Origin of the sequence: Bordetella genomosp. 1 (assembly GCF_002261335.1) — a bacterium.
Classification (GTDB): Bacteria; Pseudomonadota; Gammaproteobacteria; order Burkholderiales; family Burkholderiaceae_B; genus Bordetella.
On sequence record NZ_NEVL01000001.1, the window covers coordinates 21735 to 39601 of the forward strand.

A 17867-nucleotide genomic window follows, 5' to 3' on the forward strand; every position below is an offset into this window, starting at 1 on the left:
TGCGGGGTTCAGGACGCCAGGCGCAGCAGGCCATCGACGGCCACCACGCCATCGGCGCAGACGAAGAGCGGATTGATCTCGGCCTCGGCCACGCGTGCATCGGTGCACGCCGCCAGCTGCGATACCGCGACCAGCGCGCGGGCCAGCGCCGCGCAATCGCCTTCGGGCAGGCCACGGAAGCCGCGCACGAGCCGGGTGTGCCGCACCGCGCGGATCATGTCCCAGGCGCCCGCCTCGTCGATGGGGGCGAGGCGCAACGCGATGTCGGGCGCGAGTTCGGCGTGGATGCCGCCGGCACCGAGCAGCACGGTGGGGCCGGCGAGCGGATCGTCGCGATAGCCCACGATGAACTCGGCCAGGCCGCGCCGGAACTCCTGCACCAGGATGCCGTCGCAGCGTGCGCCCGGGGCGTGGCGCGCGACATTGGCCCGGATCTGCGCAACGGCCGCCTGCAGCGCATCCGCGTCGGCGAGATTCACGCGCACCGCGCCGATCTCGGTCTTGTGGGCGATGTCGGGCGAGCTGATCTTGGCCACCACCGGGTAGCGCAGCGCGTGCTGCAGCGCGTCGGGATCCAGCAGCGCGGCGCGGGCCACGGGCACGCCCAGCGCGGCGAACACCTGGCTGGCCTGGTGCTCGGTCAGCATGCCGCTGCGCGGCAGCGGTGCGGGCCAGGCCCAGGGCCGCGCGTCGGCGGGAGCGCGGCCGGGGTCGCCGAGCAGGGCCGCGAGCGCGTCGGCGCAGGCTTCGGGCGTGCGGAACGCGGCGATGCCGGCGGCCTGCAGGCGCGCCAGCGATTCGGGCGCGTCGGGCGCGAGAAATACCGCGAGCGGCTTGTCCACAGGCTTGTCGGCGGCCTCCAGCGGCGCCACCACCAACTGCGGATGGAACTGCGCCGACGAACCCGCGACGCTCAGCACGGCATCGCACCAGTCGGCGCGCAGCAACGCGTCGAGCAGCGCGCGATACTGCGCGCTGGTGGCGGCCAGCGTGAGGTCGATGATGGGCGTTTCGCGCAGCTTCAGGCCCCGCTCGGCCATGGCCGCGATGAACGCGGGCGGCGGCGCCACCGCGTCCAGGCCGCGCAGGCCCAGGTTGTCCACCACGGTGGCCGCGCCGCCGCCGGTGGTGGTGATCACCGCCACGCGCGGCGCCTGCGTGCGGATGCGCCGGCTCGCGTGATAGCGGCGCGCCAGCGGCGCGAGCTCGAACAGGGCCTCGAGCGTGCGCACCCGCATCACGCCATGCGCGCGCAGAAAGGCATCGACCGCCGCGTCATTGCCGGCGAGCGCGCCGGTATGCGTGCTCGCCAGCGCATCGCCCTGCGCCGATTGCCCGAGCTTGTAGGCGATGACCGGCTTGCCGGCGGCGCGCGCGCGTTGCAGGGCACGCGCCAGCGTGGGCGCGTCGCGCAGGGTTTCGAGAAACAGCAGGATCACGCGGGTTTCCGCGTCGTCCACCAGCGCGTCGACCACCTCGCCCACGCTGATGTCGGCCTCGTTGCCGACCGAGACGGAGCGCGCGAAGCCGAAGCCGCGTGCCGCGGCACGCGACAGCAGCGAGCCCATCATCGAGCCGCTCTGCGACACCAGGCTGAGTTCGCCCGGGATCAGGTCTTCTGCCTCGAACGCGGCGTTGACCGACAGGATCGCGCCGCTGTGCAGGTTGGCGCAGCCGATGCTGTTCGGTCCCAGCACGCGCAGGCCCAGTTCGCGCGCCCGCCGCACCAGCGCCTCCTGGCGCGCACGGCCGGCCTCGTCGGTCTCGGCAAAGCCGTCGGAATAGATGGTGACCACGCGGGCCCCGGCCCGTGCGCAGGGTTCGAGCAGGCTTTCGACCTGCGCGCCCGGCACCATGATGAAGGCGTGCTCGATCGGCTCGGGCAAGGCCTGCAACGACGGCCACGCGGGCTCGCCCAGCACGCTGTCGCGTGCCGGATTGATGGGATAGAGGCGACCGGCGTAGCGGTGCTTGCGCATGAAGCGCAGCGGCCGCGCGGTGTTCTTGGCGGGGTCGGCCGACGCGCCCACCAGCGCGATGCTGGCGGGCGCGAGCAGGGCCTGGGCGCACAGCGCGCGCGGGGAATCTTGAGTCATGGCGTAAGTCCCGAAGCGTCAGGCGTGAGCGGGGGCGTCCTGGGCCAGGCGCAGCGCGGCGACCGGCAGGGTATCGAGGCGCCAGACCGCGTCGCGCAGCTCGGCCGCGCGCGCCCCGCCCAGCACCGGTGCGGCCAGCTCCATGAATTTGTCGTTGAGCTCCGCATCGCTGAGCGGCGCTTCCGGATCGCCCTTGCGATAGGGCGCGTCGTGGCGCAGGCGCCGGCCATCGGCCAGCAGGATCTCGACGCGCGCGGCGCGCTGGCGCGGAAAGCCGCGGGTGAGCGCGGCGTCCTCGTGCAGGTCCAGCCGGCGCATCAACGCGCGCAGGTCCGGGGCCTCGAGGCGGTCGGCCTCGAACGCGGCCAGGCGCACCGAGCCGTGGATCAGCGCGTGGCTCACCACGTAGGGCAGGCTGAACTTGGCCTCGAAGGCCGTGGTGGGCGAGGCATTGCCGGTCACGTCGATCGCGGTGCGATAGGTGTGCACGGTGATGCGTTCGATCTGCTCAGGATCGATCCCCTGCGCGCGCAGCGCGAGCGCGGCGTCGATGGCCGCGAAGGTGTGGCCGCAACAGCCGTGATTCTTCTGCGTGATCTGCGTGATGTTGTAGCGTTCGCCCAGGCCCTGCACTGCGCTGTCCCAGTCGGCCTGGCCGGCCAGGGCCGCGCCGAAGCCCACCTCGCCTTCGAGGATGTCGGGCACGCCGGTGATGCCGTGCGCGGCGCCCAGCGCGGCCCGCACGCCCACGTTGGCGGCGTTGCCGGCATGCAGCGCCTTGCTCATGGCGTCGGAGCGGAAGGCCTGCTGCAGGCCCGCTGCCAGCGTCGCGGCGGTGGCGATGGCGTGGCGCATGACGTCTGCCGATCCCGGCGCCAGCAGCGCCGCGCCGGCCGCCGCGGCGCCCAGGCTGCCGACGGTGCCGGTGGTATGGAAGTAGCGGTAATGCGCGGGCTGGACCGCCGCACCGATGCGTGTGGATATCTCGTAGCCCGCGACCACCGCGCGCAGCAGCGCCAGGCCATGACCCGCGCGCGACTCGGCGAGGGCCAGCGCGGCGGCGATGGTGGGGCAGCCGGGGTGATAGACCGCGTCGCGGAAGATGTCGTCGAACTCGACCGCGTGCGACACGCTGCCGTTGATCCATGCCGCCGTGGCCGGCAGCGCGGTGATGCCGCAGCCCGGCAGGCTGCTGGCGCCCAGCCCCAGCTCGTCGCGATGCGCGGCCAGCAGTTGCGCGCACGGCGCGGTGCGGGTGCCGGGATAGAGGGCCGCGAGCCAGTCCAGCACCGCGCGCTTGGCGTGATGCAGCACCTCGGGGGGCAGGTCGGCGCGCGCTTCGCGTGCGCCATAGTCGGCGAGCGTGTCCAGCAACATGATGTCTCCGTGGGCGGTCGACGGGCCGCCTCTGGACATCAAATCTACGCAAGGGCCGCCGGCCCAGGATTGAAAAAAAGGAAAGCCTGCGTTCGCACCCGCGGCGACGCGGGCGCGGCCCTCACATCGGGTCGGGCGCGGTCAGCGTGTCGAGCAGCTCGGCCGTGGCGGCGTTGAGGCTGGCGACCTCGCGCACGCAGGTGTAGAACTGGCGCTCGGCCCAGGCGTCTTTCAGGCGCAGCAGCACCAGGCCCATGCTGCCGAGGTAGTGGGCGGCGATGCGCTCGGGCACCACGCCCACGCCCAGGCCTTCGCGGATCATGCTGCAGCGGGTCTCGAAATTCGCCACCTGCATGCGCACGTTGGGCGGACGCGACAGGGTCTGGCCCGCATAGGCCAGGAACTGGTCGAGGGAATGGCGCGGGAAATAGCCCAGCAGGTCGTAATCCAGCGCGTCTTCGAGAAACAGCTCGCCCCGGTCCGCCAGCGGATGGCCGACCGGCACCACCAGCCCCACCCGATCGCGCCGGAACGGGAACGACGCCACCCCGGGCACGGGATGGACGGCGTGATAGATGCCGATGTCGACGGTGTTTTCCGCCACCAGGCGGGCGATGTCGAAGCTGTGGGCCTCGATCAGGTCGACGCTGACGCGCGGGCGCGCGGCCAGGAAGCGGCCCATGATGGGCGGCAGGAACTGCAGGCTGGTGGAGGGATTGGCGGCGAGCCGGATGCGCGCCTGGCCTTCGGCCGAGTACTGGTCGATGGCCTGTTCGGCGAGCTGGACGCTTTTGAGGATGGCCTTGGCGCGCTGGTAGAGCAGCATGCCGGCGGGGGTGGGTTCGACGCCACGCCCGTGCCGCACCAGCAGGGTGCGGTCGAGGTGGCGTTCGAGTTCGGCGACCCGTTTGCTGGCCGCAGAGGTGACGAGATTTTCGCGTTGCGCGGCGCGGGAGAGGCTTTTTTCCTCGATCGCCGCGACGAAGATCTCGAGGGCGGGCAGGTCCAGCTTTTTCATGAGCCAGCCCTGCCCTTGCGTGCCATCAGCTGTTGGCGGCCGAGGCGGCCTTGCGCTCGAGGCGGCGGGTGATGGTCCACTGCTGCAGGATCGACAGCGTGTTGTTGACGCACCAGTACAGCACCAGACCGGCCGGGAAGAAGAACATCATCCCGCCGAAGACCAGCGGCATCACCATCATGACCTTGGCCTGGACGGGGTCCGGCGGCGTCGGGTTGAGTTTGATCTGCAGGAACATCGTGGCCATCATGATGGCGGGCAGGATGAAGTACGGATCACGCACCGACAGGTCGTGCACCCACAGGATCCACGGCGCGCCGCGCATTTCGACGCTGGCCAGCAGCACCCAGTAGAGGGCGATGAACACCGGGATCTGCACCACCATCGGCAGGCAGCCGCCGAGCGGGTTGATCTTTTCGGTGCGGTACATCTCCATCATGGCCGCATTGAGCTTCTGGCGGTCGTCGCCGTACTTCTCCTTGAGGGCCTGCAGACGCGGCGCCACCTGCTTCATGCGGGCCATCGAGGCGTAGCTCTTGGAGGCCAGCGGGAAGAACAGCGCCTTGATCAGCACCGTCAGGGCGACGATGGTCCAGCCCCAGTTGCCCAGCAGGCTGTGCAGCCAGGTCATCAGGGCGAACAGCGGCTTGGCGATGATGGTCAGCCAGCCGTAGTCGACCACCAGCTCCAGGCCGGGGGCCACGGCTTCCATGGCCTTCTGGTCTTGCGGACCGACCCACAGCTGCGCGTCGACGGAGGCCGAGGCGCCCGGGGCGATCTGGCCGACCGGCTCGATGGCGTGCGCGGCGTACAGGTTGGGGCCCAGCTGCGTCAGGCCGTTGGTGCGCTGCTTGCCCTGCTGGGGCACCCAGGCGGTGGCGAAGTAGTGCTGCACCAGGCCGACCCAGCCGTTGTCGGCCTGTTTGACGTAGCGCGCCTTGTTCTTTTCGATGTCGCCGAAGGTGATCTTCTGGAACTTCTCCTGCTCGGAGTAGACCGCCACGCCGGTGAAGGTGTGGTAGAAGCTCGACGTGCCGGCGGGATCGCTGCCGTCGCGTTCGAGTTGCAGGTAGACCGAGGGCGAGACGGGGGCCTGGCCCACGTTGGCCAGCGCGTGACGCACTTTGACGTCGTAGCTGCCGCGGTTCAGGGTGAAGGTCTTGGTGACGCGCAGGCCACCCGATTCGCCTTCGAAGGTCACGACCAGCGCATCCTGGCCGTCCTTCAGCTCACGCTCGGTGGAGGTGACGCGGAACGGGGTCAGGTGGGTGGGGAACGCCGCGCCTTCGGGCGCACCGACCACGCCCGTCTGGGCGATGTAGGTCAGGGCCGGCGAGCGGTCGAGCAGCACCATCGGCTTGGGATCGTCGGTGCTGGTGGGGTACTTGAGCAGCTCGGCCCGGACCAGCTGGGCGCCGACCGGATCGAAGGTCAGGCGCAGCACGTCGGACGACACCACGACCTGCTCGCCGCGCACGACGGCCGGCGTGTTGGTGCCGGGCACCGAGGTGGGAGCCGCCGCATTGGCGGGCGACGCGGGCACCGAACCGCCTTGGGCGGCGGGCGCGCCAGGCACCGAGGCCGTCGCGTTGTTGCCGGGGGCGGTTTCCGCCGGCTTGGCCTGCTCGCTGGCCGGCGGCGCGCCAAAGAGCGACGCCTTGCCGTTATGGACTTGCCAGTTGTTCCAGAGGAGCAACAGCGAGAAGGAGAAAATCATCCAGAGGACGGTTCGTCGGATATCCATTGGTGCCTGGGTAGTGAATACGGGCCAGCAAAGCCCGCCAGTTTAGCGTCAATCGCGTCCGGTGCGGGGATGGTGCGTACAGCAGGTCTCGCGCTTTTGACCGGGATCGGGCGGTACCGGATCGTATCCGCCCTCGGTCCAGGGGTGGCAGCGCCCGATGCGGCGCGCGGCCAACCATAGACCGCGCCAGGCGCCATGACGTTCAATCGCTTCGATGGCGTAGGCGGAACAGGTGGGCGTGAAACGGCACTGACGACCGATCCAGGGACTCAGGAAAAACCTGTAGAACCGGATGGGTGCGATCAGCAGAGCCCGCATCATCGCCGGATCCGACCGAAGTGAGCGTCTACTTCGGCGCGCGCGGCCAGTTTCAGCTGGGTCAGCGTCGCGGGCCCGACCTTGCTGTGCAGCCGCACCACGTAATCCTGGGGCGGCAGCGCAAGGCGCTGGTGCCGGAACGACTCGCGGATCACGCGCTTGAGCGCGTTGCGGGTGACGGCCAGGGCGGCGAACCGCTTGGCGATCACCAGCCCCAGCCGGGCACAGGGCGCCGGCGCATCTGCCGTTGCCTCGGGGGCGGCGGCGGGCGTGGGGGGAGCGGCGCTCACAATGAACATCGCCCCTCGGGCCAACCGGCGGCCTTTCAAGGCTGCGGCAAACTCGGAGGGGCGATGCAAGCGCGCCTCCGCGGGAAGCGTGGCGCGCGACATGGCAGACAGCTCGACCTGTTGGTGCCGGATGCCTTGGGTTTCGGATACTGCGGGCCTGGCCTGCGAGGGCCGACCAGGCCTTGGATTCCCGGGCAACTCGGCGTAAGTCCGGAAACCGGACTTAGACGGCCAGACGCTTGCGGCCCTTGGCGCGGCGAGCGTTCAGGATGGCGCGGCCAGCACGGGTCTTCATGCGCAGGCGAAAGCCGTGGGTGCGCTTGCGGCGGGTAACGGAAGGTTGGTAGGTGCGTTTCATGGATGATCCACAAAAAGAACAAAAGTCAGAAGGGGGACCCTGCCTGACGGGTTTTTGGAAGACGCACCCGGGCGGGTATCCGGTGTGTCGGGTGCACGCTGCACCTGACCGGACGGGGCCCGGGCTGGACGACCTCACGAAGCTCCCAATACCAAACGGCAGGCTTGAAACCAAGCTGACTTCGGAGTGTGGGGGTCGTGCGGGTCATCCCGCGAGGCGCCATGAATGGATGGCGCCAGATTCCATTGAGACAGACAGAATTCGGAAAAGCCCACCATTTCAGCAAGTTTTCTCTGCCTTGTCAAACAGTTAGGGGTGCTGTTCCGGCCCTGCGGCGCCCTGGCCTGTGGATAACCTGTGCCCAGAAAGGGTAGAATCGAGGTTTGAACAAGAGCGACATGAAAGAATTCTGGCAGACCTGCGTCAGTCGTCTTGAGCAGGAACTCCCCCCCCAACAAATCAGCGCGTGGATACGACCGCTGGTCCCGCTTGCCTATGACGAAGCGCAAGCGGTGCTGCGCGTGGCTGCCCCCAATCGTTTCAAACTCGATTGGGTTCGCAAGAACTTCTCACATCAGATCGAGGCCCTTGCAACCGAATGGTTCAAGCGGCCCGTCCAGGTGCTGTTCGAATTGCCCAGCCACGGCGCCGCTCCACGCATTCCCATCACGCCTCGCGCGCCGGTCGCGCCGCAGGCGCCTGCCGTTGCGCCTGCGCCCAGCGCGGCACCCGTAGCGCCCGCGCCCGCCGCGGCGCCAAACTCGCCGCTGGCGGCCGTGAATGCGCTCGCCGCCGCGGCAGCCGTGGCCGAGGCCGCGCACCAGGCCGCCGCGCCGGCGCCGGCCTCGCCCGCGATGCACATTCCGGCGCAGCAACCGGCCGCGGCCGATGCCGCCAACATCGTGTACGAGCGCTCGCGCCTGAACACCGACCTCACGTTCGAAAACTTCGTGACCGGTAAGGCCAACCAGCTCGCACGCGCCGCCGCGTTGCAGGTCGCCGAGAACCCCGGCATCTCCTACAACCCGCTGTTCCTGTATGGCGGCGTGGGCCTGGGCAAGACTCACCTGATCCATGCGATCGGCAATGCCATGGTGGCCGCCGGCACCGGGGTGCGCGTGCGCTACGTGCACGCCGACCAGTACGTGTCGGATGTGGTGAAGGCCTACCAGCGCAAGGCGTTCGACGATTTCAAGCGTTACTACCACTCGCTCGATCTGCTGCTGATCGACGATATCCAGTTCTTCTCCGGCAAGAACCGCACGCAGGAAGAGTTCTTCTATGCGTTCGAGGCGATGGTGGCCCAGCGCAAGCAGATCATCATCACCAGCGACACCTATCCGAAGGAGCTGTCGGGCATCGACAGCCGCCTGATCTCGCGCTTCGACTCGGGGCTCACGGTGGCCATCGAGCCGCCCGAGCTCGAGATGCGTGTCGCGATCCTGCTGCGCAAGGCCGAGTCCGAGGGCGTGCCCATGCCCGAGGAAGTGGCGTTCTTCATTGCCAAGCATCTGCGCAGCAATGTGCGCGAGCTCGAAGGCGCGTTGCGCAAGGTGCTGGCCTACGCCCGTTTCCACGGCCGCGACGTGCTCAATGTCGACGTCTGCAAGGAAGCCCTGAAAGACCTGCTGTCGGTGTCCAACGGCCAGATCACGGTCGAGAACATCCAGAAGACGGTCGCGGACTTCTACAAGATCAAGGTGGCCGACATGTACTCGAAACGCCGGCCCGCCAATATCGCCCTGCCGCGTCAGGTTGCCATGTACCTGGCCAAGGAGTTGACGCAGAAAAGCCTGCCCGAGATCGGGGACTTGTTCGGGGGCCGGGATCACACCACGGTGCTGCACGCCGTGCGCAAGATCTCGGACGCCCGCGCCAAGCAAGCCGAGCTTAACCATACCCTGCACGTGTTGGAACAAACTCTAAAAGGATGAACATGCAACTCGTACAAACCACACGCGATGCATTGCTGAAACCGCTGTCGACTGTGGCGGGCATCGTCGAACGACGCCATACCCTGCCCATCCTGGCGAACATCCTGATGCGCAAAGAGGGCAACAAGGTCGCGTTCATTGCCACCGACCTGGAAGTCCAGATCACGACGCACGCCGACTTCGGTGTGGGGCAGGACAACGAATCGACGACCGTCGCGGCGCGCAAGCTGCTCGACATCCTCAAGGCGCTGCCCGACACGGGCGAAGTGAAGCTGGCGCTGGCCAGCAACAAATTGTCGGTGCAGTCGGCAAAGAGCCGCTTCGCGCTCCAGACGCTGGCCGCCAGCGAGTTCCCCACCGTGGCCCAGCCCGAGCAATGGGACGTCTCGCTGACGATGCCGCAGCGCACGCTGCGCCACCTGTTCAACATGGTGCACTTCGCCATGGCCCAGCAGGACATCCGCTACTACCTCAACGGCATGCTGCTGGTGTTCGAACCGGGCCGTGTGCGTGCCGTGGCCACCGACGGCCACCGCCTGGCGCACTGCTCGACCGAGGCCGACGGCATCGCCGAGCGCCATGAAGTGATCGTGCCGCGCAAGACCGTGCTGGAGATGCAGCGTCTGCTCGAAGACTCCGACGAGCCCGTCTCGCTCGACGTCGCGCCCGGCCAGATCCGTTTCCGCTTCGGCCACGTGGAGCTCGTCTCCAAGCTGGTCGAAGGCAAGTTCCCCGACTTCTCGCGTGTGATTCCCACGAACTACACGCGCCACTTCAACGTCAACCGCGAGGCGCTGCAAGGCAGCCTGCAACGCGCCGCCATCCTGACCACCGACAAGTTCAAGGGTGTGCGCCTGCAGCTCGGCGAAAACGTCATGAAGATCTCCTCGTCCAACGCCGAGCAGGAAGAGGCGCAGGAAGAGATCGACATCGACTACGGCCACGAGGCACTCGACGTCGGCTTCAACGTCAGCTACCTGCTCGACGTGCTGGCCAACGTCAAGGTTGAGAATGTGCAGTGGTCGGTGATGCCCGACGCCAACGCGTCGGCGCTCATCACCCTGCCCGACGACGACCAGTTCAAGTACGTCGTCATGCCCATGCGGATCTGATCCGCGCATCGATGGGTGAGTGCCGTCGGCGGGCGTTGCGCCCGCCTTCGGTCTGGCCGCGAGGTCGTACTTTATAGCGTTATCGAACACAGACTATGTCAGATCAAAACACCACTGCCGGCAACAGCGGCTACGGCGCCGACTCGATCAAGATGCTCAAGGGGCTTGAAGCCGTACGCAAGCGCCCCGGCATGTACATCGGCGACACCTCCGATGGCACCGGCCTGCATCACATGGTGTTCGAAGTCGTCGACAACGCCATTGACGAAGCCCTCGCCGGCTACTGCGACGACATCGTCGTCACCATCCACACCGACAACTCGATCTCGGTGAGCGACAACGGCCGCGGCATCCCGACCGACATCCACAAGGATGACGAGTTCGGCCGCAGCGCCGCCGAAATCGTGATGACCGAACTCCACGCCGGCGGCAAGTTCGACCAGAACTCGTACAAGGTGTCCGGCGGCCTGCACGGCGTGGGCGTCTCGTGCGTGAACGCGCTGTCCGAATGGCTGCGCCTGACCATCCGCCGCAACGGCGAAGTGCACCAGATGGAATTCCGCCAGGGCGAGCGCGTGGCGCCCCTGGCCGTGACCGGCACGACCGACAAGCGTGGCACCGAAGTGCGCTTCCTGGCCGACCCGATCATCTTCAACAACATCGAGTACCACTACGAGATCCTCTCGAAGCGCCTGCGCGAGCTGTCGTTCCTCAACAACGGCGTGAAGATCCGCCTGATCGACCAGCGCCAGGGCAAGGAAGAAAACTTCGCCTTCTCGGGCGGCGTGCGCGGCTTCGTCGAGTACATCAATCGAGCCAAGACCGTGCTGCACCCGAACGTGTTCGCGGTGGCCACCGAGTCGTCGGCCGGCGGCGTGGCGGTGGGCGTGGAAGTGGCGATGCAATGGAACGATAGCTACAGCGAAAGCGTGCTGTGCTTCACCAACAACATCCCGCAGCGCGACGGCGGCAGCCACCTGACGGGTCTGCGCGCGGCCATGACGCGCGTGGTCAACAAGTACATCGCCGACAACGAGCTGGCCAAGAAGGCCAAGGTCGAGACGACCGGCGACGACATGCGCGAAGGCCTGGCCTGCGTGCTGTCGGTCAAGGTGCCCGAGCCCAAGTTCAGCAGCCAGACCAAGGACAAGCTGGTGTCGTCCGAAGTGCGTCCGGCCGTCGAAGACGCCGTGGCGCGCTCGCTCGAAACCTGGCTGCTCGAGCATCCCAACGACGCCAAGGCGCTGTGCGGCAAGATCGTCGAGGCCGCCCGCGCCCGCGAGGCCGCGCGCAAGGCGCGCGAGATGACGCGTCGCAAGAGCGTGCTCGAAGGCGCCGGCCTGCCCGGCAAGCTGGCCGACTGCCAGGAGAAGGATCCCGCGCTGTGCGAGCTGTACATCGTGGAGGGTGACTCGGCAGGCGGCTCGGCCAAGCAGGGCCGCGATCGCAAGTTCCAGGCCATCCTGCCGCTGCGCGGCAAGGTGCTGAACGTGGAGAAGGCGCGCTTCGACCGCCTGATCGCCAGCGAGCAGATCGCCACGCTGATCACCGCGCTGGGCACCAGCATCGGCCCCGACTTCAACATCGACAAGCTGCGCTATCACCGCCTCATCATCATGACCGACGCGGACGTCGACGGCGCGCACATCCGTACGCTGCTGCTGACGCTGCTGTATCGCCAGATGCCCGAGCTGGTCTCGCGCGGCCACATTTACATCGCCCAGCCGCCGCTCTACAAGGTCAAGGTCGGCCGTGAAGAGCGCTACCTGAAGGACGACGTCGAAGAGGCGCAGTTCATGATGCAGCTGGCGCTGAAAGACGCCGAGCTCATCCCCTCGCAGGGCGCCACGCCGATCAGCGGCGAGGCCCTCAACGAGCTGGCGCGCCAGTACGTGCTGGCCGACGCGGTGATCTCGCGCCTGGCGCGCGTGTTCGACACGGCGGCCCTGTCGGCCATGGCCGAAGGCGTCGAGATCAATCTCGACAACGCCGAGACCACGCAGCAGTCGGCCGATCGCCTGACCGCCGCCATCAACGACAGCGCCGTGAAGGTGGTGGCCAAGTTCGACGAGGCCGCCGAGAAGCATCGCCTGTCGGTGCAGCGCATGCACCACGGCAACGTGCGTGTCAGCGTGATCGACGGTGATTTCGTGGGCGGCGCGGACTACGCCGTGCTGGCCAAGTCGGCCAAGACCTTCCTGGGCCTGATCGGCGCCGGCGCCATCGTCGCACGCGGCGAAGGCGACAAGCGCAAGGAACAGCCCGTGTCCGACTTCCGCGAAGCCATGCAGTGGCTGCGCAGCGAAGCCGAGCGCGGCCTGTCGAAGCAGCGCTACAAGGGCCTGGGCGAAATGAACCCCGAACAGCTCTGGGAAACCACCATGGATCCCAAGGTGCGCCGCCTGCTGCGCGTCCAGATCGAAGACGCGATCGCCGCCGACGAGGTCTTCACGACCCTCATGGGCGACGACGTCGAACCGCGCCGCGCGTTCATCGAAACGCACGCGCTGTCGGCGGGCAACATCGACGCGTGATGCCGGCACGGCCACGGCCGTGTCGCTGTGCTGCGGATCGCACGAGGACGCCCGGCTTAGGCCGGGCGTTTTTCTTTTTGGCGGCCGCAGGGCTGCGGGGGCGAAGTCCTGCCGTCACAATCCGGCGCGCCCGGACGGATGCGTCATCGCGGCGATCGGGGTGGGCCTGGAATGGGCGATTTTGTTTGACTAGCCCAAAATTGGGCTAGTTGAGGAAAATAGCCCAATAATGGGCTAGTATTAGGCATCGGTCAGTCCGACGTGAGCGTCTCCAGCCCCGTCTACACAGCTCCTGCCGACTGCCTCGGAGCTTCCCCGGTTGCCTATGAATCACTATTCCCACGCCGTCGTCATGGGCGACCTCGTGTCCAGCGAAGGCACGGGGTCGGTGCCGCGCCTGCATCACGCGTTCAACGCTGCGATCGACGCCGCCAACCGTACCCATGGCGCGAGCCTGCCTTCCCCGCTCACCATTACCCTCGGCGATGAATTCCAGGGCGTGAGCCGCAGCCTGAGCGAGGGCCTGGAGATCGTTCGGTCGTTGCGCACGCAATTGCTTGCAGACGCGGTCGATTGCCGCTTCGTGCTGGGCGTGGTGCGCCTCGACGTGCCGGTGAATCCCGACCGCGCCTGGAACATGATGGGCCCGGGCTTCGCGGCCAGCCGGGAGCGCCTGGGTGACAAACGCGACCGCAATGCCTACCGCTTCGTCCTGCCGGGTCAGCCGGTGATCGAAACGTTGATGGAGGCCGTTGGCGCGGCGCTCACCGATATCGAAGCCGACTGGACGGACCGACAAAAGGAAGTCGTGCTGGCCTCGCAGCACGAGCGGGGCACGGATGTCGCAGAGCGGCTCGCCATTTCGCCGCCCACGTACTACAAGATTCGACGTGCAGGACGCTTCGACCTGTATGCCCGGGAATGGCAGGCGCTCATGTCGAGCGCACAGGCCCTGGACTCGGCTTATGGACTCGCATGAACATCTCCTGGTGGCTTGACGCAAGATTCGTCGTCTCCGTGGCACTGGCCCTGTTCATGTTGAGCCGGGTCGGCAACTGGCTGTGCGGGAAGATATTGAGCCGCAGCGGGCTGATAGCGGCGATGCAGGCCAAGGCCGACCATGCGGATGCGGTTGCCGCCACCGCTGCGGCCGCGGCCACGGCTGCGAACGCGCCGCCCGCCCCGCCCCTGCGCAAAGACCATCCCAAGGTCGGCAGCCTGATCGGCACCTTCGAGCGGCTGTTGATCGCCGGGGGCGTCCTGACCGGCTCCTGGGAGATCCTGGCCGCCGTCGTCGCGCTCAAGACGGTGGCCCGTTTCAAGGAGCTCGACGAAAAGCTCGATGCCGAGTATTTCCTCGTGGGTTCGCTCTTCAGCATCGTGTGGGCCGTCGTGATCACCTTTGCGTGGATCGGATTCGACCATTTCTGGGGCTATGACCTGCTGGCGACGCTGCGCACCGCGAAGCACTGAGCCGCCGTCTGAACGTGTGGCGCAAGGCAGCTCGATGACGCGCTGGCGCGCGGCGCCGACGTGCCGTCGCTCGGAAAACAAAGGGCTGCCTGACGGCAGCCCTTCGGCATTGTTGGCCGCGGCTCACTCGCCCGGGAAGTGCTCGTTGCGGATGTCGTCGAGCTGGATGCGCATTTCTTCGTAGAGGCCGGGCACGGTGAACGGGGTGCGTTCCTCGACGCGCTTGAGCAGCATCTGGCTGGGGAAGACCAGCAGCGAGGTCTGCTTGTATTGCACGGCCGGGTCGCGGCCGAATTCGTCTTCGACCATGCACCAGTGATAGGCGGGAAACTGCTTGGTGAAGACGCGGCCGAAGGCCACGCCGAGCGATTCCAGCGTGTACTGCGCCTCGGGCTCGATGGTCTTGGTGTCGAGCAGGCGCTGCAGCGCGACGAGGTCTTCGTGCGAGCCGTCGAGCGGTTTGCGGGTGTGGGACTGCACCAGCTCGTCGGCGTGGGCAAACTGGTCATCGAGCAGTTGCTGTTCGGCGGGCGAGAGGGCTTCGATTTTGGGATCCATGGCCCAAGCATAAGCGAGAACGGGTGCGGCGCGATGACATGCCGCCGTGGGGAATGCCGTGCACACACGCTTCGCATTTCCTATCATGGCGTCTGTTTCTCCAGGAGTCCGTCTTGTCCCCCGCCTCTCCCCTGTTGCGCCAGGCCGTGCCTGGCGATGCCGAACGTTGCCACCAGATCGAGATCTCCGCCTATGACGGCGACGAGGCCGCCACGCTGGAGAAGATCCGGCTGCGCATCGCGCAGTATCCGCAGGGCTTTCTCGTGCTGGAGGACGACGGCGGGATCGTGGGCTTCATCAACAGCGGCTGCGCCCACGAGGTCGTGATGTCGGACGAGGATTTCAAGACGCTGGTCGGCCATGATCCCGCCGCGCCCAACGTGGTCATCATGTCGGTCGTGGTGGATACCGCGCGGCAGGGCCAGGGGCATGCGCGCGTGCTGATGGACGGTTTCGTGGCGCGGATGCGCGAGCGCGGCAAGCGCACCATCCACCTGATGTGCAAGGCGCGCCACGTGCCGCTCTACGAACGCTTCGGCTATCGCTACGTGCGGCCCTCTGCCTCCGACCACGGCGGCGTGGCGTGGCACGAGATGGTGATGGACCTCTGAGGGCGCGCGCGGCGCGGGTTCAGGTGCCGGAGATCGCGTACGCGGTCTTGAGCAGCTGCGGCACGATCTCGCGCACGAGTCGCTCCTGCGGGTACTCGTCGGCCGCGGCGGTGACGTTCAGCGCGGCCACCGGCCGGCGCAGGTCGTCGCGCAGCAGCACGGCCGCGCCCACCTGGTTCAGCAGCACCTGATCGCGGGTCAGGGCATAGCCCTGGCTGCGCGCCTGCCGCACCTCGTCGGCCAGCCGCGCCGGATCGGTGTCGGTGCGGGCGGTGTACGCGCTGATGGCGGTGGTGGCGAAGTAATGGTCCAGCGCGATGTCGTCGAGCTGCGACAGCAGCATGCGGCCGGCGCTGTTGCTCCACGCGGGCATGCGGCGCCCGGCCAGCATCTCGGAGAGCGTGAGCTGGCGGCTCGGCAGGCGCAGCAGATAGATCATCTCCGGGCCGTCGAGCACGCTCATGTTCACCGCCAGGCCGCAGCGCTCGCGCAGCGCCACCAGATGCGGCGCCGCCAGCGACACCAGGCGGTCGCTGCGCAGGAAGAAATAGCCGAGCTCCACCACCTGCGGGCCGAGACCATAGCGGCGCGTCTGCGGGTCTTTCACCAGATATCCCAGCTTTTCCCAGGTGTGCGTGAAGCGCTGCACGGCGCTCTTGCCCATGCCGGTGAGCTGCACCAGCTCGGTCAGGCCGAGCGTCTCGCGCGCGCTGCGAAAGGCCTCCAGCACGCGCATGGCCTTGCCCAGCGAGGCCACATAGAGCGGATTCGCGCCGTCGGGGGTGTCGGCGAGGTCGGGATCGAGGGCGGCGGCAGGGGGGCGGGGCATGGCGGCGGGCAGGCCGGCGCGGCCGTGTTAACCCGGATTGTGGGCCACGCTCGCGCCAGCGTATAAATATCTGAATGCAGTACTAAGTATTGTAATGCAATACTTGAGTAAAACACCCGCTTCAAACCGAGGACAAACCATGAGTTGGGAAACCCTGTGCGGCATGACCGCGTTGCAGATGCGCGCCGAGATGGAGGCCGGGCATTTGAGCGCGCGCGAGCTGGTCGACGCGCACCTGGCGGCGATCGCGCACTGGAACCCGGCGGTCAACGCCATCGTCACCCTCGACGCCGATGCGGCGCGTGCACGCGCCCTCGCCTGCGACGAAGCGCAGGCACGCGGCGAGCCGCGCGGGCTGCTGCACGGCCTGCCGGTGGCGCACAAGGATTGCTTCCTCACGGCCGGCATGCGCACCACCTGGGGCTCGCCGGTGTACGAGGATTTCGTGCCGACGCAGTCGAGCCTCGTGGTCACGCGGCAGCAGGACGCCGGCGCGATCACGCTCGGCAAGACCAACATGCCGGAGTTCGGCGCCGGGTCGCAGACCTTCAATCCGCTGTTCGGCGCCACCCGCAATCCCTACGACACCTCGCGCACCGCCGGCGGCAGCAGCGGCGGCGCGGCGGCCGCGCTGGCCTGCCGCATGCTGCCCCTGGCCGACGGCACCGACATGGGCGGTTCGCTGCGCAATCCGGCGAGCTTCTGCAACGTGGTGGGGCTGCGCCCTTCGCCCGGCCGCGTGCCGCAGCTGCCCAATGGCGCGCCCTACAACACCCTGACCGTGGCCGGACCGATGGCGCGCACGGTGGCCGACGCGGCGCTGATGCTGGCCGCGCTGGCCGGCCCCGACGCGCGCGACCCGCTCTCCATCGAGCAGGATCCGCAGCGCTTCCTGGCCGCGCTCGAACACGACTTCAAGGGCACCCGCATCGCTTTCGCGCCGACCTGGGGCGGCCTGCCGACCGAGCCGCGCGTGGCCGCCGCGTTGCACGCGCAACTATCGGTGTTCGATGCGCTGGGCTGCCACGTCACCGAGGCCTGCCCCGATTTCAGCGGCGCCGATGAGTCGTTCCATGTGCTGCGCGGGCTGGCGTTCGCGATCACGCAGGGCCCGACGCTGGCGCGCGAGCGCGCCCGCATGAAGGACACCGTGATCTGGAACACGGAGCTGGGGCTGAACCAGCCGGGCGCGGCGCTGGCGCAGGCCGAGCGCTCGCGTGCGGCGCTGTTCTCGCGCATGCACGCCTTCATGCAGGACCACGACTTCCTGATCGGCGCGGTGAGCCAGGTCGCGCCCTTCCCGGCCGACGAGGAATACGTGCGCGAGATCGACGGCACGCCGATGAACAACTACATCGACTGGATGCGTTCGGGCTACTACCTCTCGCTCACCGGCCATCCCGCGATCTCGGTGCCCTGTGGCTTCACGCCGGAGGGCTTGCCGGTGGGCCTGCAGATCGTGGGCCGCTACCGCGACGAGCTGGGCGTGCTGCGCCTGGCGCATGCCTTCGAGCAGGCCACGGGCTTCTGGCGGCAGGCGCCGGTGAAGCCGGCCTGAGGCCTGCGCCGAGGGTGCCGGGGCGATTGCCCGCCCCGGCGCATCATTCAACCGATC

16 protein-coding genes are annotated in these 17867 nt (G+C 67.9%); 7 read left to right on the top strand and 9 right to left on the bottom strand.

All coding sequences use genetic code 11. The features are described from left to right. Positions 1-8 precede the first annotated feature (8 nt). The 7 genes from CEG14_RS00090 to rpmH form a co-directional block, all read right to left on the bottom strand. On the bottom strand, positions 9-2096 hold the full coding sequence (locus CEG14_RS00090; RefSeq protein ID WP_094824325.1) for an acetate--CoA ligase family protein: 2088 nt from the start codon (positions 2094-2096) through the stop codon (positions 9-11). An 18-nt stretch (positions 2097-2114) separates the two neighbouring features. Continuing rightward, positions 2115-3473 (bottom strand): MmgE/PrpD family protein, encoded by a 1359-nt coding sequence (locus tag CEG14_RS00095; RefSeq protein ID WP_094824326.1) that lies wholly within the window; start codon positions 3471-3473, stop codon positions 2115-2117. Between the two features lie 121 nt (positions 3474-3594). Further along, entirely contained in the window at positions 3595-4491 is an 897-nt protein-coding gene (locus tag CEG14_RS00100; RefSeq protein WP_094824327.1) for a LysR family transcriptional regulator, read from the bottom strand. 25 nt (positions 4492-4516) lie between these two features. Beyond that, positions 4517-6235 carry a membrane protein insertase YidC gene (gene yidC / locus CEG14_RS00105; RefSeq protein WP_094824328.1) on the bottom strand — a complete coding sequence of 573 codons (1719 nt, stop codon included), beginning with the start codon at positions 6233-6235 and terminating at the stop codon, positions 4517-4519. Between the two features lie 48 nt (positions 6236-6283). Next, positions 6284-6556 carry a membrane protein insertion efficiency factor YidD gene (gene yidD, locus CEG14_RS00110; protein ID WP_094824329.1) on the bottom strand — a complete coding sequence of 91 codons (273 nt, stop codon included), beginning with the start codon at positions 6554-6556 and terminating at the stop codon, positions 6284-6286. Then, positions 6553-6945 (bottom strand): ribonuclease P protein component, encoded by a 393-nt coding sequence (locus CEG14_RS00115; protein ID WP_094824330.1) that lies wholly within the window; start codon positions 6943-6945, stop codon positions 6553-6555. The genes yidD and CEG14_RS00115 overlap by 4 nt, the downstream gene beginning before the upstream one ends. Before the next feature lie 121 nt (positions 6946-7066). Then, positions 7067-7201, bottom strand: coding sequence for a 50S ribosomal protein L34 (gene rpmH / locus CEG14_RS00120; protein WP_005017166.1), 135 nt, complete (start codon positions 7199-7201; stop codon positions 7067-7069). A 398-nt stretch (positions 7202-7599) separates the two neighbouring features. Between rpmH and dnaA the strand changes: the two genes are divergently transcribed. The 5 genes from dnaA (at position 7600) to CEG14_RS00145 (ending at position 14254) form a co-directional block, all read left to right on the top strand. Beyond that, complete coding sequence (dnaA, locus tag CEG14_RS00125; protein WP_094825229.1) at positions 7600-9135, top strand: chromosomal replication initiator protein DnaA; 1536 nt, start codon at positions 7600-7602, stop codon at positions 9133-9135. Between the two features lie 2 nt (positions 9136-9137). Beyond that, positions 9138-10247: a DNA polymerase III subunit beta gene (gene dnaN / locus CEG14_RS00130; RefSeq protein ID WP_176461338.1), complete on the top strand. Its 1110-nt coding sequence runs from the start codon at positions 9138-9140 to the stop codon at positions 10245-10247. Between the two features lie 95 nt (positions 10248-10342). After that, positions 10343-12781, top strand: a complete 2439-nt coding sequence (gene gyrB / locus CEG14_RS00135) for a DNA topoisomerase (ATP-hydrolyzing) subunit B (RefSeq protein WP_094824332.1) — start codon at positions 10343-10345, stop codon at positions 12779-12781. A gap of 325 nt (positions 12782-13106) precedes the next feature. Further along, entirely contained in the window at positions 13107-13760 is a 654-nt protein-coding gene (locus CEG14_RS00140) for a SatD family protein (RefSeq protein WP_094824333.1), read from the top strand. Beyond that, positions 13757-14254, top strand: coding sequence for a hypothetical protein (locus CEG14_RS00145; RefSeq protein WP_143277155.1), 498 nt, complete (start codon positions 13757-13759; stop codon positions 14252-14254). Before CEG14_RS00140 ends, CEG14_RS00145 begins: the two co-directional genes overlap by 4 nt. 123 nt (positions 14255-14377) lie before the next feature. On the opposite strand, the gene CEG14_RS00150 is transcribed toward CEG14_RS00145, so the two are convergent. After that, positions 14378-14812 carry a DUF3806 domain-containing protein gene (locus tag CEG14_RS00150; protein ID WP_094824335.1) on the bottom strand — a complete coding sequence of 145 codons (435 nt, stop codon included), beginning with the start codon at positions 14810-14812 and terminating at the stop codon, positions 14378-14380. A gap of 113 nt (positions 14813-14925) precedes the next feature. On the opposite strand from CEG14_RS00150, the gene CEG14_RS00155 reads away from it, so the two are divergent. Next, on the top strand, positions 14926-15423 hold the full coding sequence (locus CEG14_RS00155) for a GNAT family N-acetyltransferase (RefSeq protein ID WP_094824336.1): 498 nt from the start codon (positions 14926-14928) through the stop codon (positions 15421-15423). A gap of 19 nt (positions 15424-15442) precedes the next feature. Here CEG14_RS00155 and CEG14_RS00160 read toward each other — a convergent pair whose 3' ends face one another. Continuing rightward, positions 15443-16252, bottom strand: coding sequence for an IclR family transcriptional regulator (locus CEG14_RS00160; protein ID WP_094824337.1), 810 nt, complete (start codon positions 16250-16252; stop codon positions 15443-15445). A 139-nt stretch (positions 16253-16391) separates the two neighbouring features. Here CEG14_RS00160 and CEG14_RS00165 point away from each other — a divergent pair, with 139 nt between their 5' ends. Next, positions 16392-17810, top strand: coding sequence for an amidase (locus CEG14_RS00165; RefSeq protein ID WP_094824338.1), 1419 nt, complete (start codon positions 16392-16394; stop codon positions 17808-17810). Positions 17811-17867 lie beyond the last annotated feature (57 nt).

What these genes read in the sequence shown, in the direction of transcription:
- CEG14_RS00165 (WP_094824338.1), top strand. Translation starts at nt 16,392, where the DNA reads ATGAGTTGGGAAACCCTGTGCGGCATGACCGCGTTGCAGATGCGCGCC.
- yidD (WP_094824329.1), bottom strand. Translation starts at nt 6,556, where the DNA reads ATGATGCGGGCTCTGCTGATCGCACCCATCCGGTTCTACAGGTTTTTC.
- CEG14_RS00095 (WP_094824326.1), bottom strand. Translation starts at nt 3,473, where the DNA reads ATGTTGCTGGACACGCTCGCCGACTATGGCGCACGCGAAGCGCGCGCC.
- CEG14_RS00160 (WP_094824337.1), bottom strand. Translation starts at nt 16,252, where the DNA reads ATGCCCCGCCCCCCTGCCGCCGCCCTCGATCCCGACCTCGCCGACACC.
- dnaN (WP_176461338.1), top strand. Translation starts at nt 9,138, where the DNA reads ATGCAACTCGTACAAACCACACGCGATGCATTGCTGAAACCGCTGTCG.
- dnaA (WP_094825229.1), top strand. Translation starts at nt 7,600, where the DNA reads ATGAAAGAATTCTGGCAGACCTGCGTCAGTCGTCTTGAGCAGGAACTC.
- CEG14_RS00115 (WP_094824330.1), bottom strand. Translation starts at nt 6,945, where the DNA reads ATGTCGCGCGCCACGCTTCCCGCGGAGGCGCGCTTGCATCGCCCCTCC.
- CEG14_RS00150 (WP_094824335.1), bottom strand. Translation starts at nt 14,812, where the DNA reads ATGGATCCCAAAATCGAAGCCCTCTCGCCCGCCGAACAGCAACTGCTC.
- CEG14_RS00090 (WP_094824325.1), bottom strand. Translation starts at nt 2,096, where the DNA reads ATGACTCAAGATTCCCCGCGCGCGCTGTGCGCCCAGGCCCTGCTCGCG.
- CEG14_RS00140 (WP_094824333.1), top strand. Translation starts at nt 13,107, where the DNA reads ATGAATCACTATTCCCACGCCGTCGTCATGGGCGACCTCGTGTCCAGC.
- yidC (WP_094824328.1), bottom strand. Translation starts at nt 6,235, where the DNA reads ATGGATATCCGACGAACCGTCCTCTGGATGATTTTCTCCTTCTCGCTG.
- CEG14_RS00100 (WP_094824327.1), bottom strand. Translation starts at nt 4,491, where the DNA reads ATGAAAAAGCTGGACCTGCCCGCCCTCGAGATCTTCGTCGCGGCGATC.
- gyrB (WP_094824332.1), top strand. Translation starts at nt 10,343, where the DNA reads ATGTCAGATCAAAACACCACTGCCGGCAACAGCGGCTACGGCGCCGAC.
- rpmH (WP_005017166.1), bottom strand. Translation starts at nt 7,201, where the DNA reads ATGAAACGCACCTACCAACCTTCCGTTACCCGCCGCAAGCGCACCCAC.
- CEG14_RS00145 (WP_143277155.1), top strand. Translation starts at nt 13,757, where the DNA reads ATGAACATCTCCTGGTGGCTTGACGCAAGATTCGTCGTCTCCGTGGCA.